This window comes from Streptomyces sp. AC555_RSS877 (genome assembly GCF_019049245.1).
GTDB lineage: Bacteria > Actinomycetota > Actinomycetes > Streptomycetales > Streptomycetaceae > Streptomyces.
In genome coordinates, this window is record NZ_JAGMUK010000011.1 from 1 (window position 1) to 14756 (window position 14756).

General features: G+C 68.2%; 11 protein-coding genes and 3 pseudogenes. 7 read left to right on the forward strand and 7 right to left on the reverse strand.

Annotation, left to right across the window (positions count from 1 at the left end; translation table 11 throughout):
• Window positions 1-104: 104 nt before the first annotated feature.
• A complete protein-coding gene (locus KUM49_RS05210; protein WP_217235501.1) occupies window positions 105-260 on the forward strand; it encodes a tetratricopeptide repeat protein in 156 nt (51 codons plus the stop codon).
• A 41-nt stretch (window positions 261-301) separates the two neighbouring features.
• Here the strand turns inward: KUM49_RS05210 and KUM49_RS05215 are convergent.
• Window positions 302-764: pseudogene (locus tag KUM49_RS05215) on the reverse strand (transposase); the annotation flags it as partial.
• A gap of 845 nt (window positions 765-1609) precedes the next feature.
• Here KUM49_RS05215 and KUM49_RS05220 point away from each other — a divergent pair.
• Window positions 1610-2191: a site-specific integrase gene (locus KUM49_RS05220; RefSeq protein WP_308406549.1), complete on the forward strand. Its 582-nt coding sequence runs from the start codon at window positions 1610-1612 to the stop codon at window positions 2189-2191.
• Between the two features lie 260 nt (window positions 2192-2451).
• Here the strand turns inward: KUM49_RS05220 and KUM49_RS05225 are convergent, their stop codons facing one another.
• Complete coding sequence (locus tag KUM49_RS05225) at window positions 2452-3015, reverse strand: TetR/AcrR family transcriptional regulator (RefSeq protein WP_217235502.1); 564 nt, start codon at window positions 3013-3015, stop codon at window positions 2452-2454.
• Between the two features lie 137 nt (window positions 3016-3152).
• Here KUM49_RS05225 and KUM49_RS05230 point away from each other — a divergent pair, with 137 nt between their 5' ends.
• The 3 genes from KUM49_RS05230 to KUM49_RS05240 all read left to right on the forward strand — a co-directional run bounded on the left by KUM49_RS05230 (window position 3153) and on the right by KUM49_RS05240 (window position 5834).
• Window positions 3153-3878 (forward strand): SDR family oxidoreductase, encoded by a 726-nt coding sequence (locus KUM49_RS05230; protein WP_217235503.1) that lies wholly within the window; start codon window positions 3153-3155, stop codon window positions 3876-3878.
• A 69-nt stretch (window positions 3879-3947) separates the two neighbouring features.
• The gene (locus tag KUM49_RS05235) at window positions 3948-5018 is read left to right on the forward strand and encodes an aldo/keto reductase (protein ID WP_217235504.1); all 1071 of its coding nucleotides are present in this window, start codon (window positions 3948-3950) and stop codon (window positions 5016-5018) included.
• A 69-nt stretch (window positions 5019-5087) separates the two neighbouring features.
• A complete protein-coding gene (locus KUM49_RS05240) occupies window positions 5088-5834 on the forward strand; it encodes an SDR family oxidoreductase (protein WP_217235505.1) in 747 nt (248 codons plus the stop codon).
• 245 nt (window positions 5835-6079) lie between these two features.
• On the opposite strand, the gene KUM49_RS05245 is transcribed toward KUM49_RS05240, so the two are convergent.
• Window positions 6080-7690, reverse strand: a complete 1611-nt coding sequence (locus tag KUM49_RS05245; protein WP_217235506.1) for an IS4 family transposase — start codon at window positions 7688-7690, stop codon at window positions 6080-6082.
• Window positions 7691-7964: 274 nt separating this feature from the next.
• On the opposite strand from KUM49_RS05245, the gene KUM49_RS05250 reads away from it, so the two are divergent.
• On the forward strand, window positions 7965-8375 hold the full coding sequence (locus KUM49_RS05250) for a cupin domain-containing protein (RefSeq protein WP_217235507.1): 411 nt from the start codon (window positions 7965-7967) through the stop codon (window positions 8373-8375).
• 200 nt (window positions 8376-8575) lie between these two features.
• Here KUM49_RS05250 and KUM49_RS05255 read toward each other — a convergent pair whose 3' ends face one another.
• Both KUM49_RS05255 and KUM49_RS05260 read right to left on the reverse strand, forming a co-directional pair.
• Window positions 8576-11779 carry a glycoside hydrolase N-terminal domain-containing protein gene (locus KUM49_RS05255; protein ID WP_217235508.1) on the reverse strand — a complete coding sequence of 1068 codons (3204 nt, stop codon included), beginning with the start codon at window positions 11777-11779 and terminating at the stop codon, window positions 8576-8578.
• A gap of 392 nt (window positions 11780-12171) precedes the next feature.
• A pseudogene (locus KUM49_RS05260) lies at window positions 12172-12710 on the reverse strand (AMP-binding protein); the annotation flags it as partial.
• Between the two features lie 14 nt (window positions 12711-12724).
• Between KUM49_RS05260 and KUM49_RS05265 the strand changes: the two are divergent.
• Window positions 12725-12886 (forward strand): annotated as a pseudogene (locus KUM49_RS05265) (helix-turn-helix domain-containing protein); the annotation flags it as partial.
• Window positions 12887-12918: 32 nt separating this feature from the next.
• On the opposite strand, the gene KUM49_RS05270 reads toward KUM49_RS05265, so the two are convergent.
• Both KUM49_RS05270 and KUM49_RS05275 read right to left on the reverse strand, forming a co-directional pair.
• Window positions 12919-13620, reverse strand: a complete 702-nt coding sequence (locus KUM49_RS05270; RefSeq protein WP_217235510.1) for a FadR/GntR family transcriptional regulator — start codon at window positions 13618-13620, stop codon at window positions 12919-12921.
• A gap of 92 nt (window positions 13621-13712) precedes the next feature.
• Window positions 13713-14756, reverse strand: a complete 1044-nt coding sequence (locus KUM49_RS05275; protein WP_217235511.1) for an ABC transporter permease — start codon at window positions 14754-14756, stop codon at window positions 13713-13715.

The following is a 14756-nucleotide window of genomic DNA, read 5'->3' on the forward strand; positions in this document are numbered from 1 at the left end:
GAACTGCAGTTACTCCTCGCGGTCTGGACCGGCGCCTGCCCCACCTGTCACCGCGACATGCCAGACCCCATACCGACCTGACCAAGCCCTACTAGGAGGAGGCGGTGCGTTGTCAGCGCCGCGGTCTGGAGGAGTTCCCCGGGGATCCTGCTCTGCGGTCGTTCCTGGCCATGGCGCTGTACAAGGTCGGCGAGGCCCGGGAGGCCGTGAGCACCCTGCTGCAGGTCCTGGCCGCCACCAGCGACGATCCCCGGGTCTAGGGCTACCGGCGCGCAATCGAACATTACGCCGGAGGGCGTTGTCACGTTGTTGGGTGTGAGGGTGTCGGACAGTGTGCCGGGGCGTGGTGGAGTCGGGTTCGGGCTGAGGTCAGGTCGTGGCGGCGGGGCCGGAAGTGGGGTGAGATGCCGCTGAATGCGGACAGGAACCGCTGTGCTCCGCCCCTGAGCGGAAGCCTTTCATCGCCCGTTCGCGCTGCCTGGTGGGCTGGTGGCTGTCCTCCGCCCGGTTGTTCAGGCCCTTGTGACAGCGGTGCTCGACGGAGGGCATGACCTCGCGGTGGGAGGCGCCGTAGGAGCGGAGCTTGTCGGTGACGATCACCCACGGCACCGTGCAAATCTTCTTGCGGAGCCTGAGGAAGAAGCGTCGGGCGGCGGCCTTGTCCCGCCGGTTCCCACAAGGATGTCCAGGACGTCCCCGTCCTGGTCGACGGCCCGCCACAGGTACTGCAACCGCCTGTTGATCTTGATGAAGACCTCATCCAGGGGGATCGCCGAGGTAAGCCCAAAAGGGGGCACGGGATGATCTTGAAGCTTGGAAGGCGTCACGGCCCTGTTCTCGTATAGCTACGGCGAACGGACATGTAGCGCAGGGTGAGGCTCGGGGCTGGGGCGGGGGCGAGGGTCGACGGCACAGCGATCGGCGGTGGCAGCGATTCAGCTTCGAGGTTCACTTATCGGACTTCCGGCGCGCCTAGTGACTCGCCAGGATGGTGCCGCAGTAAATACCGGATTCACTGCGGCAGAGCACCTACCGTGATCATCCCGACCTGCGACGGACGATTCCGGCCACCGGGGCGAGGTGTACGCATTTCCTGCGGCAGCACCGGAAGGGCGGGACGGACATGACGATCGAACCAGTGACCGAACTCGGGAGCGGGTGTGCGCTCCGGCTGCCGCGCGCCCGGGTGATGCCTCTGTCCGCCCCGCCCTCGTCGTACACCGCAGCGGTCGAGCGGTACCTCACCGGCGCGGGCATCGCGAAGTCCTCCGCGCGGACCTACCGGATCTCGCTGACGACATGGGGATGGATGCTCGCCGGGGAACCGGCGCCGACCGGACCCGCCCGCCGAGGCGCGAAGCCGCCCGTCTTCCCCCCTCACCGCGATCGACGACCCAGCCCTGCCCGAGGTGCTGGCCGAGCTGGCGGCGGCGCGGGCGGACGAGATGGACGCCGACACCGTCAACCGGGAGTTGTCCATCGCGCGCAAGGCAATCGGCTGGTGGAGGCGCCAGGGATGGATCGAATCCGACCCCACGATCGGCATCGAGCGACGGCCGGCACCGCCCGACCGCACCAAGGCCCTTGCTGAGGAACAGATCGCCGCCCTGTGGCGGCTGGACGTCTCGCTGCGGAGAAGACGTTCTGGAAGATGCTCTACGAGTCGGCGGCCCGCGCCGATGAGGTGCTGTGCCTGAACGTGGAGGACCTATATCCGCAGGACAAGCGCGGCAGGATCACCGCCAAGGGCGGGGCGATCGAGTGGATTCACTGGCAGTCCGGCACCGTCCAGCTCCTGCCCCGACTGATCGCCCGTCGCACCCGCGGCCCGCTGTTCCTCACCGACCGCAAGGCCCCGGCCGGAACACCCACGCTGGACGTGTGCTCCGAGACCGGCCGGGCCCGGCTCTCCTATCGCCGGGCCGAGGAAATCTTCGAGGAGAACACCCGACTGCTGGCCAACCCTCTCGCCTCGCCCGAGGACATCGAGGACCTGAACGGCTGGACGCTCCATCGGCTCCGCCACAGTGCCCTGACACACGACGCTGAGGGCGGCACCTCCACCCCGATGCTGCTGGCCCGCTCCCGCCACGCATCCGTCCGCTCCCTGGAACGCTACGCCCGCCCCGGCGTCGACGCAGTCGCCCGACACGTCGCCGAACGCGACCCCGCCGCCCGCCGGAAGCGCTGACGCCTCCAAGATCAACTACTGGCGGCTTCTGGGTCCACCTCGGTGATCCCCTTGAGCGGCGCACCTCGGTGGTCTCCGTTGGGCGGCGACGGCAGGAACACCTGACGAGCCGTTCGGGCGCTGTCGCGAGGCGGGGAACGAGCCGAACGTAGGCAACCATCCCGACGGTCCTCACCAAGGTCTGGGGTACCACGACCGCCGTGGCAGCAGCCATGCCGTCCGGCATAGGCCGACGCCTCGCCGAACCGCCGGCGTATGCCTTAGCGGGGCCTGAGTCCGTCGACGACGACGTCCAGCATGCGGTTCAGTTGGGGGCGCTGCTCGGGTGCGCCGGCCACGGAGAGCAAACCGGCGAGGATGCCGCCTACCTCGACCGGGTCGATGTCGCTGCGCAGTTCTCCTGCTGTGGCGCCGGCTTCGAGCACCATCGCCAGGACTTGCTGGACCTCGTCGCAGACCGGTCCGGTGCCGAAGCGGCCGGAAGCGCTCATGGCGACCAGGGCCTCGCAGATGCCGCGTCGTTCGCCGGCCCAGTCGGCGAATCGGAGCATCCACGCGTGGAGGGCCTGTGCGGGCGGCTTGGTAGCCAGCAGGGTGCGCGCGTCTTCGCGCAAGGGGCGGATCTGGTCCCGGTAGACCTCTTCGACCAGATCCTCTCGGGTGGGGAAGTGCCGGTACAGGGTGGCGTTCCCCACTCCCGCGCGTTTGGCGATCGCGTCCAGCGAGATCGGGCGTCCGGAGGCGAAGGCTTCGGCGGCCGTGGCGATCAACTGCTCGCGGTTGCGCTGCGCGTCGGCGCGCAGGGTGCTGCGTGGAGGTGTCATGACCTTCGCGATCGTGAGTGTCGGATGAGGCTCGGGAACGATTCGGGGATGTCCCCGGTTCAGTGTACGGTGAGACAACCGGGGAGTTCCCCGATTACAGGTGGTCTCACCCTCCCTTCAGCGACGAAAGGTTTGCCATGCCTACAGCTCTCATCACCGGGGGGACGACCGGGATCGGCAGAGCGACGGCCGTGCTGCTGCACGCCCGCGGCTACCAGGTCGCGGTCACCGGACAGAATCCCGAGTCCCTCGCGCGGGCGCAGTCCGAGCTCCCCGGCGACGTGCTCGTCGTCCGATCCGACGGGCGCGTGCTCTCCGACACCGACGCCCTGATGTCGGCGGTGTCGGCGCGGTTCGGATCGCTGGACCTGCTCTTCCTCAACGCCGGGATCTTCCGTCCGGCACCGGTTGCCGAGGTGACGGAGGAATCGTTCGACGAGCACGCCGACCTCAACTTCAAGGGCCAGTACTTCACCCTCCAAAAGGCCCTTCCCCTCATGAACGACGGCGGCTCGATCGTGCTGACCGTCGGCATCGGATCCCGTCGCGGCACCCCTGGCGCCACGGTGGGGGCGGCGACACGCGGCGCGCTGCTGGCCATGCTGCCCTCGCTCGCGCTGGAACTGGCCCCGCGCAGGATTCGCGTCAACGCCGTGAGCCCCGGGGCCACCGACACCCCGCTGCTCAACAAGCTGGGGGTGCCGGAGAGCGGCCGGGACGCCATGCGCTCGAAGATCCCCTTCGAGCGCTTCGGATCCAGCCAGGAGGTCGCGGAAGCAGTCGCCTTCCTCGCCTCGGACGCCGCCGGCTACATCACCGGCCAGGACATCACCGTGGCCGGCGGCTACGGGCTCGGCGCCTGAAACCCGGGCGAGTCGACCACCAATCCGCACCTCTCGAACGCCACGAACCGCACCTCACAGGAGAACACGATGGCACTCACTCTCGACACTTATCGGCTGCTGGGCCGTTCCGGACTCCGGGTCTCACCGCTGGCGCTGGGCACGGCGACCTTCGGCACCGAGTGGGGCTGGGGCGCCGAGCGCGACGAGGCGCGCAAGCTCTTCGACCGCTACACCGAGCTCGGCGGCAACTTCTTCGACACCGCCAGCACCTACACCAACGGCAGTTCCGAGCGACTGCTCGGCGAATTCGCCCGCACCAACCGCGACAAGATGGTGCTGGCGACGAAGTACTCGACGCTGCGTCAGCCCGGTGACCCGAATTCCGGGGGTACCCACCGCAAGAGCATGCTGGCGTCGGTGGAAGCCAGTCTGCGGCAGCTGAACACCGACTACATCGATCTGCTCTACGTGAACGTATGGGACTTCAGGACGCCGGTGGAGGAGATCCTGCGGGGCCTGGACGACCTGGTGAGGCAGGGCAAGGTGCTGTACGTGGCGATCTCCAGCGCCCCGGCCTGGCAGGTGTCGCGCATGCAGGCGATCGCCGACCTGCGCGGCTGGTCGCCACTGGTCGCACTGGAGACCGAGTACAGCCTGATCGGGCGCACCGCGGAGCGTGAACTGATCCCGATGGCACGCGAGATGGGACTCGGCGTGGTCCCCTTCTCCCCGTTGGGCGGCGGGGTGCTCACCGGCAAGTACAGCCGGGAGGACCAGAACCCGGCGGGCTCCGTTGTCGGCGAAACCGCCAGCAACCGCAAGAGCCTCAACGCCGCCCTGGGATGGGTCACCGACCGCAACCTTGCCATTGCCGATGCGGTGAAGGAGGTGGCCTCGGAGCTGGGCCGCACACCCGCCCAGGTCGCACTGGCCTGGACCCTGAACGCCCCGGGCGTGACGGCACCCATCATCGGCGCCCGCACCATCGCGCAGCTGGAGGACAACCTGGGTGCCCTGCAGGTCGACCTCACTCCTTCCCAGCTGGCCCGCCTCGACGAGGTCAGCGCCATCGACCTCGGCAATCCGCACGACCTGCTCGCCAGCGATCACATCCGCACGGTCACCACAGGCGACATGAAGATCGAAACCCTCGGCTGATTCGCTTCATGAACGGCGACATCCAGATATATCGACATGTTTTTGATGATGGAACGGAGCAACCTCGGTATGGGTAAGTACAGCGACAAGAAGGTGGTGATCACGGGTGGCAGCAGCGGCATGGGGCTCGCGCTGGCGGAGCTGCTGGTGCAAGGCGGAGCCCGCGTGGTGATCACCGGCCGTTCTCAGGCCAAGCTCGACGCGGCACGCGAGCGGCTCGGCGAGAATGCCGTGGCCGTCCGGACGGATGTGGCCTCACTGTCCGACCTGGATATGCTCGCCGGCCGTGTAAAGAGCGAGCTCGGCTCGATCGAGGCTTTGTTCGTCAACGCCGGCATCTCACCCCTCACGCCCCTCGAGTCGACGACCGAGGACGTGTACGACGAGCTGTTCGCGATCAACGTCAAGGGCGCCTTCTTCACTGTGCAGAAGCTCGCTCCGCTGCTGAGCGCGAACGCTGGCATCGTCCTCACCACCTCGATCGCGAACGTCATCGGCATGGTGGACACCAGCGTCTATGCGGCCGGCAAGGCGGCGCTGCGCTCGATGGCCCGCACCTTCTCCCGGGAGCTGCTTCCGCGGGGAATCCGTGTCAATGCGATCAGCCCGGGTCCCATCGACTCGGGGATTCTGGAAACGATGAACTTGTCCAAAGAGGCCGCTGACCAGTTCAGGGCGGAGCGGACCGCGAGCAACCCTATGAAGCGCTACGGCACCGTCGAAGAGTTCGCCAAGGCGGCCGCATTCCTCGCCTTCGATGCCACGTACACCACCGGCATCGAGCTGGCCGTGGATGGCGGCGAAACCCAGCTCTGAGCTCGTCTGCCGTCCCGCCACGGGCGTAAGGCCCGCTACCACGGCGGTTTCAGAGGGCGCTGCAATACGTGGTCGTGTCGATCAGGCCGCGAGCAGTTTTGCAGGCGCTCGGCTGGGGTTTCCCAGCCGAGCGTTTTGCGTGGGCGGCCATCGAGTTCGGCGGCGACGGCGTCAAGATGCTCGCACCAGGAGGTTGTCGCGGCCCATGAAGACACGCCGACTGAACCTTCCCCAAGGCCAGGTAGTTAAGGGATTTCCGCCGCTGTCAAGGGGGTTGGGAGGGCGTAAGCCGCAGGGCCGACCTTGATGATGAGACCGCGGTCGGCCAGGCGGCTGAGCTGGCGGTAGATGGACTGGACGGTGATGTCACCGAGGAGGCGCGAGAACTCCTTGGCACTCCAGGTTCGGTCGGGTTCGGAGTGCAGGAAGGCGATGATTTTCTCGCTGCGGCGCTGGGGTGAAGCCCTGGGCAGGGTGCGCTCGTCCGTGGTGGTCTCGGGGTACTCGCTCCGTTCTGGAGGGGGCAGGACTTCCGTGGTGAGACGAGTGATCGGGGTGGAACGGTCGGGGCGACCGTCGTTGAGGCGCTCCGCGTAGCGGACGGTGGTGGACTTGACCTTGCGAGTGCTGACGCGTGGGCGGCGGGCCGGGAGCAGGGAGTCGAGGACGCGGCGTCCGATCTCGGTGGCTCGTCCGAGGCCGCCCGTGGCGGGTGCGGCGAGGATGATCTGGTCGCGGGCTGCCTGGAGGGCGACGGTGAAACCGGCCCGGTCAGGATCGATGTCCGGACGGGTCTCGACGGCGTCGACCATGGCGGTGCGCAGGAGCTGGTAGAGGGTGAGGGTGGCCCACACCTCCTGTTCGACGCCGGCGGGGTCCTTCGAGCGCAGGACGCGACTGTCCATCAGGGTGTGACGCAACACGTAGTACGCGGATTCGTGTTCCCAGCGTTCGTGGTAGAGGGAGACGAGGGTGCGGGCGGGGTGGCGCCGGGGGTCGGTGAGCGTGGTGATCAGCCGGTAGGAGCCCGTGAAGGTGGTCTTGTCTGCGCAGGTCACGGTGATCCGAGCCTCGATGACGCGGACTGCCACGGTGCCGAGCCGGGAGAGGTAGGAGTCGTCGTCGAGGCGGGCCAGGACCGGGGTGATCCGGTTGGACTTGAGTCTTCCCAGCACCTTCGCGCCGGTGGCGCAGGTCTCGGCGAGGAAGTCGTTGCCATCGAAGCCCTTGTCCCACAGCACGAGCATGTCCGGCGTCAACAGGTGCAGCAGGCGGCGGGCGTAGGCCGCCTCGCCCTCGCTGGGTGGACCGAAGCACGAGCCGATCAGTGCCCGGGTGCCGGTCTCGACCAGGGTCATCAGCCGGAGCATCGGCCAGCCGCCGTGCCGGCCGAAGGCCGCCCGGTTCGCACCGCTGTCGGGCAGCCTGATCGCGGAGGAGCAGCCGTCGAAGGACACTGTGCGGTACCGACCGTGACGTACTCCCGGGGTGGAAGGCTGGGCGAGCGGTCCCGCCACGGTCTCGTACAAGGCTCGCATCGGGGCGATGCCGATGCGCCGGCGTAGATCGCGCAGGGCCTTCGCCGTCGGATCCACCATGGACAACGAGCCCAGAGCGGCGGTGAGCTTGCGCCACACAAGGCCGTAGCCGACCTCAGGGAACAGGCACATCGCGAGAACGAAGTACACCCCACAGCGCGAAGGAAGATCGCGGAGCCGTGAGTGCCGGCCTCCGTGCTCCTCCAGTACCGCATCGATCAGCTCCGGCGGCAGCAACGTACCCAACTCGCCCAGGTGCGCGGGCGCGTATCGCCCGCGTGACGAAGCGATCAGTCCCTCCGGAACACCGTCTGCCACAGGTAGTACGCGATATGGGGCCAACGGGGCTCTCCTGTCTGCTGTCTTAGACGAGGAGCAGTACAACGAGAGCACCGTTGCTTCAGGCCTCAGACCTGCATCAACCCCCTTGACAGCGGCGGAAATCCCTTAACTACGTGGCCTTGGGGAAACTTCACGGAAGAGCTCACCCCTCCCGGAATGCAAGGTAAAACTGCATGCCGGAGGGCACCCATTCACGCGGGCGCGACCTAACGACTTCGACGCAACAGCGTGAAGTGGAGAGGAATCCCAGATGACCACGATCATCAAGGTCGCGTCGGTGCCGCTGCTCGACCGAGGCGGGGCCGTGGTGACCACGCCGCTGATCACCACGCCCTCGGCGGGCGGGGAGAACCGGATCACCAGCGGGATGAGTGTGTACCCGGTCGGCTCCGGCGCGCCGTTGCACTCGCACAACTGCGACGAGCACGTGACGGTCCTCGACGGCGAGGCGGAGGTCTGGGTGGACGGCGAGGTGACCAGGCTGGAGCGGTTCGACACCACCTACATTCCATCGCCGGTCCCGCATCTCTTCCGCAACATCGGCAGCACCCCGCTGCGCATTCTGTGGGTGTACTCCTCGGGCCATGTGACACGGACGTTCACCGAGACCGGCAGGACGGTGGAACACCTCTCGCCCGAGGACCAGATGGGCAAGGACTGATCACCAACCGGCCACCGGGACCCGGCTCGACGGTCCTTGCATGCGACTGACGGTTCTCGGCGGCTGCGAAGCCTCGTGACGTGTTCCGGCGCCGGCCTCCAGGATCCGGTGTGGACAGCGTCGAGCCGACGGCCCGAGCCGCTCCGCTTCGGGCGGCGCACGGCCGTCGGCATGGCCGCGGCAGCGATCCGGTGCCGCCGTCAGGGCTTGATCGGCTTCACCTTCTGGTCGACGCCGTTCACCCGCACGGTGATGTTCCCCCGGTTGCGCGCCCGGTCGGCCACGATTTCGTAGGACGTGACCTCCCCGTCCCGCCACTGACAGCTGATCTCGTAGCCGCCACGGGCGCGGAGTCCGGTGAAGGAACCCTCGGCCTTCCATGCGTTCGGCAGGGCGGGCAGCAGGTGGATGACGCCGTCGTGGCTCTGCAGGAGCATCTCCGCCACGGCGCCCGAGATGCCGAAGTTGCCGTCCATCTGGAAGGGCGGGTGGTTGCAGAACATGTTGGGCAGCGTGTTGTAGGTCAGCAGTCCGCGGAGCATGATCTGGGCGCGCTGCCCGTCACCGAGGCGGGCGAAGAGGGCCGCCCGCCAAGGCCAGGTCCACGAGCGGCGGCTGTCGCCCGACACCGTCGCCGCCGTGAACGGGACGCCTTCCTTCTCGCCGCACCGTGCCTTGAGCGAGACCAGGGCGGCGGCCGCGAAGTCGGGCGCCTTCGGGGTGATCTGGCGGCCCGGGTAGACCGCGAAGAGGTGCGAGGTGTGGCGGTGGATGTCGGTGGGGCTGTCGATGTCCTCCTGCCACTCCTGCAGCTGACCCCACCGGCCGATCTTGTTCGGCGCGAGGCGCGCCTGCAGGTCCGCGACCTTGGCCCGGTAGGCGGGATCCGCATCGAGCGCCGCCTCGCAGTCGAGGTAGTTCTGGAACAGGTCCCAGATGATCTGCTGGTCGTACATGACGCCGTCCTCGCGCGGCCCGTGCTCGGGGGACCAGCCGTTCGGTGCGACGAGCAGTCCGTCCTCGCGCTCCTTGAGATGGTCCTCCCAGAACTCGCAGATCTCCTTGATCATCGGATAGGCGACGGTCCGGAGGTAGACCAGGTCCTGAGTGAACGCCCAGTGCTCGTACAGGTGTTGCGCGTACCATGCGCTCGCGACGGTGTTCCACTCCCACGCGTTCCCGCCGAAGACGCTCTGGCTGGTGCGGGCGGTCCAGCCGCGCGTGTCCTCGCCGAAGGCGTTGCGGGTCGCCACCCGACTGGGCACCGCCACCTGCTCGATGAACCGGACGAGTGCCTCATGGCACTCCGACAGGTTCGTCGTCTCGGCTCCCCAGTAGTTCATCTGGACATTGATGTTGGTGTGGTAGTCGGAGGCCCACGCCGGCTGGTTGCTGTCATTCCACAGCCCCTGGAGGTTGGCGGGCAGGCCGTTCGGGCGAGACGAACTGATCAGCAGGTACCGGCCGTAGTCGAACATCGTCTGCTCGAATGTCGGATCTTCCCCACCCGCCGCGTAACGCGCCAGCCTGGCGGTGGTCGGCAGAGCGACGACGGCGTCGTCGGTGGTGCCCCAGGTGACCGAGACACGGTTCATGAGGGCGCGCATCTCGGCAGTGTGCTCGTCGCGCAGCTCGTCGTAGGACCGGGCGGCCGCCTTGTCGAGCGTCGCGGCGACGGCCGGTTCCGGATCGGCTCCGCGCCATCCGGCGGCGGCGTCGAGCTTGTAGTCGGTGCGGGCGTCGAGGAACAGGGTCAGGGTCGTGCAGCCGCTGAACCGGAGCACCGACCCGTCGGCGCGGAGGTCACCGTCGCTGTGCACGGCCCGGACCGTGCACGCGTGCTTGAGCCCGTTGCCCATGACACCGCTGAAGGCGATGCGCCCGGCATCGGCGTCGGCGGTCGTGGGGGCCTTGTCCTGTCCGGACGTCAGCGAGATCGCTCCAGAGAGCCCCCGGGCACTGTCCGACGTGTACCGGAAGACCATGACGTCAGCGGACCGGCTGGCGAAGGCCTCGCGCAGGACACGCCGTCCCGGCGCGCCGAAGCGGGTGACGTGGACACCTTCGACGAAGTCGAGGGTGCGCTGGTAGTCGACGACCGTGCGCTGCGTGCGCGTGTCGAAGCCCTTGCCTTCCAGCGCGATCTCCGCGATCTGGAAGCCGGTGGAGGACGCGCCGGGGGTCAGGGTGAGCCGGTAGACGCGGTAGGCCGTGCTGTTGGTGATCCGGAAGGTCCGTCTCTCGCCGCGGCCGGCGAAGGGCGCCCCGGGGTTCTGCGTGTCGAGGGTCACCCAGGCATGCCCGTCCTGCGACGCCTCGAGCGCCCATCGCCGGGGGTCGTCCTGCGGACGGTCGGGGGCCGCCATCAGCGTGTACGAGGTGACGGCGACCACTCGGGGCAGGTCGGCCTGCCAGACGACCGCCGGCGCGGCGGCGTCGACCCGCCAAACCGTGGCCGGATCGCGGTCCACCGAACTCGAGATGTCCGTGGCCTGGGACCCGGTCCCGGCACCGGATCCCTTGGAGTGCCCGCTCGGCGACGACAGGTACATCGAACCGCCCCCGCCAAGGTCGGCACCGGACAGACCGATCTCGCTCACCTGGAAGTGGCTGACCCCTGGTCTGGGGACGAAGTCGAACCGGTAGAAGCGGTAGGCCGCGGTGTTGTCACAGGTGAATTCCTTTGTCTGGCCGCGGCTCTCGAAGGGCGCCGCCAGAGTGCGCCTGTCCAGCGTGGTCCAGGTGGCACCGTCGGCGGAACCGGACAATGTCCATTCCTGCGGGTCGCGCTGCGGCACGTCGTTGGCACTGGTCAGACTGTAGGACGCGACCGCGACTGGGGCGGGGAGCTCGGCCTGCCACTGCACCTTCGAGCCTGGCCCCACGATGCACCACTTGGTGCTCGAGTTGCCGTCGTACGTCTTGTCGACACCCTCCGACGAGGAGGTGTTGTACGGTCCCCCCGGGGCCGTGACCTTCGCACGGGGAGCGAAGGAAACGACGACGTCACCGAAGTTCCGGTACGAGCCGAAGCCGGTCATGCCGGTGTCGAATGCGCTGTCCGGCTTGCCCGCGAGGGCGTTGTCGTAGTTGTTGACACCGCCCCACAGACTCTGCTCGTTGAACTGGATGCGCTCCTCGTAGGGATCGGCGAAGAGCATGGCGCCGAGCCGGCCGTTGCCGATCGGCAGGGCCTGCGACTGCCAGTCCGTGGCAGGGACGGAATACTTCAGCGCCTTGCGCGACAGGGTCGGCCATTGGACGGCCGCCGGCGCGTCGGTCCCTGCGGCGACGGCCTGTCCCGCAGAGGTTACGCCGGTCAGCTGAGTGATCAGAGGTGCCAGGGCGAGGGCACCGCCGAACTTGAGGACGCTTCGTCGCTGCGGTTGGGATTCATTGATCACAGTGAGCTCTCCCGGGGCACATTCATCGGCTCTTTCACGAGGGGAGTGACAGCCGCATCAAGACATATCGAGGGCACAGTCATCTTTGCGGGACGATAGATCCGATGTCTAGAGGCGTGCACCACTGACTCACCTGGCACCGTCCGTCGCCTGTCACCGCGCGTGGCGCGCCTCCCGTGTGCGTCACCCCGGGCAGGAGTCCGGCGCGGCATGTGGCGACCGCCCAGTGCAGACCGGCCCAGGGGTCGTCGTCGCCCGGCCGCTGAGCGTTCTCCCTGTTGGTCTCCACGTCGTACGGTGAGGTGTCAAGGCGCTCAGAGAACAGCCCCAGCGCGCGGATTCGTGCCAGCGTCTCCGCGCAGGGCCACCCACCATCACTCGAGGCGGCGCAGTCAGACAGTCGGCTCCGGCGACACCGGCGCGCGGATCTCCCGCTTGAGGATCTTGCCGCTCGGCCCCATCGGCAACCTGTCCATGAGCCACACAGCTCGGGGGTACTTGTAGGCCGCGACCCGGTCCTTGACGTACTGCCGCAGTTCCTCGGCCGTGACCTGGGCGCCCGGGCGCAGGACCACCGCGGCCGCGATCTCCTCGCCGAGCGCCTGATGCGGTACACCCACCACCGCGGCGAGGGCGACGGCCGGGTGCTCGTGCAGAACCTCCTCGACCTCGCGCGGGTAGACGTTGTAACCGCCGCGGATGATCATGTCCTTCTTCCGGTCGACTATGTAGAGGTAGCCGTCCTCGTCCCGCCGGGCCAGGTCGCCGGTGCGCAGCCAGCCGTCCGGGATGGCAATCGCCGTCTCCTCGGGACGGTTCCAGTAGCCTTCATCAGGTTGGGACCGCGCACGGCCAGCTCGCCGATCTCCCCGGGGGCGACGTCCTGGCCCTTGTCGTCCAGTAGCCGTACCTCCACGTCCTGGATCGGGGTGCGACTACCTCACCCGGTGGCGGATGGACCTGGCCGCCATCCGGCTCCGCGACACCGACGACACTGTGGACACCATCGCCCGCTCGGTCGGCTACACCTCGGTCTTCGCGTTCAGCCGGGCCTTTCGGCGCGCCCGCGGCGAGGCCCCTGGGCAGTACCGCCGCTCAGCCCGCTAGCACGACAGGGACTGGGACAGGTAGAGCGGTCATCAGCCGTCGGTCGGGCGGAGGGGGTCGTCGACGAGGCTTGTCGCCAGCCACTGCTCGACGGCGGTGATGTGAACAGTGGCGGCGGAGACGGCAAGCAGCGCGTCGCGTGCCTGAAGCGCGCGCAGAATCTCCTCGTGGTCGTGGTGGGCACTGTCCAGCGCGGCACTGGTCCGGCTGCCTCGGACGATGCGTACCCGCTGCGTACGGGTGGACAGCACCTGCAGAAGCATGGAGAGCACTGGGTTGCCGACCGCTTCGACAATGCGCAGGTGGAAGGCGATGTCGTGGGCGACGAACTCTTCGACGGTTGCGGCGGAGCGGCACCGGTCGAGGATGTCGCGGAGTTCCTGGAGGTCGTGCGGTTGCAGCACGGACGCGGCCAGTCCGGTCGCCTGGGGTTCGAGCAGTCTGCGTACCTGGAGCAGTTGCAGGGCGGTACGCCCCTGGGAGACGTCGGCGGCGAAGGACAGGGTCTCCAGGAGGAGGTGGGGCTCCAGGCTGGAGACGTAGGTGCCGTCGCCCTGCCGGGTGACCAGGATCCGCATGGCGGTCAGCGCCCGGACCGCCTCGCGCAGCGAGTTGCGGGACAGGCCGAGCTGGCCGGCGAGGACGTCCTCCTTGGGCAGGCGGGAGCCGGGCGCGAGTTCCCCGGCGACAATCATCGCCTTGATCTTGTCCATCGCCTCGTCCGTCAGTGCCACGAGGGTGCCTCTCTGTGCGGGGAGCGTAGGGACCGTCACAGCTCCGCCCGGGTCCCCCTGCGGGCGCCGGGCGGAGCCGCCGCGAGCCGGCTCTACTCCTGCTTCTCGCCGGAGGCGAAGCGGGAGATGATCAGAGCGACGATGATGATCGCGCCGTTGAGGAACTGGTTCCACAGCGGAGGCACGCCGGCCAGCGTCATGACGTTGACGACGAGCTGCAGGGTGAGGACACCGGTGAGGGCACCGAAGACGGAGCCCCTGCCGCCGTTGAGGCTCACACCGCCGATGACGGTCGCGGCGAAGACCTGGAATATCCAGCCGCTGCCCTGGGTGGCGGAGATGGAGCCGTAGTGGCCGCTGTAGAGGATGCCGGCGAACGCGGCGAGCACGCTGCCGATGATGAGGACGATCCAGACGATGCGGTCGACGCGGATGCCGGCGGTGCGGGCGGCCTCCGAGTTGCCGCCGATGGCGTACAGCGCCCGGCCGTGCCGGAGCCACGCCAGCGCACCGCCGCCGGCCGCGAACAGGATCGCGCAGACCCAGATGGCGGCCGGGGCACCCAGCCAGGAGGCCTTGCCCAGGTAGGTGAACGAGGACGGCAGCTCCACGATGGACTGGCCCTCGGAGAGGGCCACTTGGAGTCCGCGCAGCATGGTCAGGGCGCCGAGGGTGACGATGAACCCGTTGAGGCGCAGCTTGAGGATGAGGAAGCCGTTGACGGCGCCGATTGCCGCGCCGACCAGGAGGCAGAGCGGGACCGCCATCCATTCGGGAAACAGCCCAAGGCCCATGAACCGGCCGCCGCTGGAGGGCAGCACAAGCCATACGGCGATGACCGGAGCCACACCGATGGTGGACTCCAGGGACAGATCCATCCGTCCGCTGATCAGGATGAACGTCGTGGCGAGGACCAGCAGGCTCAGCTCGGTGGACTGCTGCAGCACGCCGATGAGGTTGTCGGAGGTGAGGAAGGCCGGCGAGACGATGAACCCGATCAGCATCAGGACGAGGATGGCCGGAACCAGGGAGAGTTGACGGAAGCGGCCCAGCTCGACCCGGCGATGTGCGGTGTCCGCGACGGCCGGCTCCGCAGCACTCGTTGCGGGCTCGGTGAGATCTGTGGTGGCGGACAT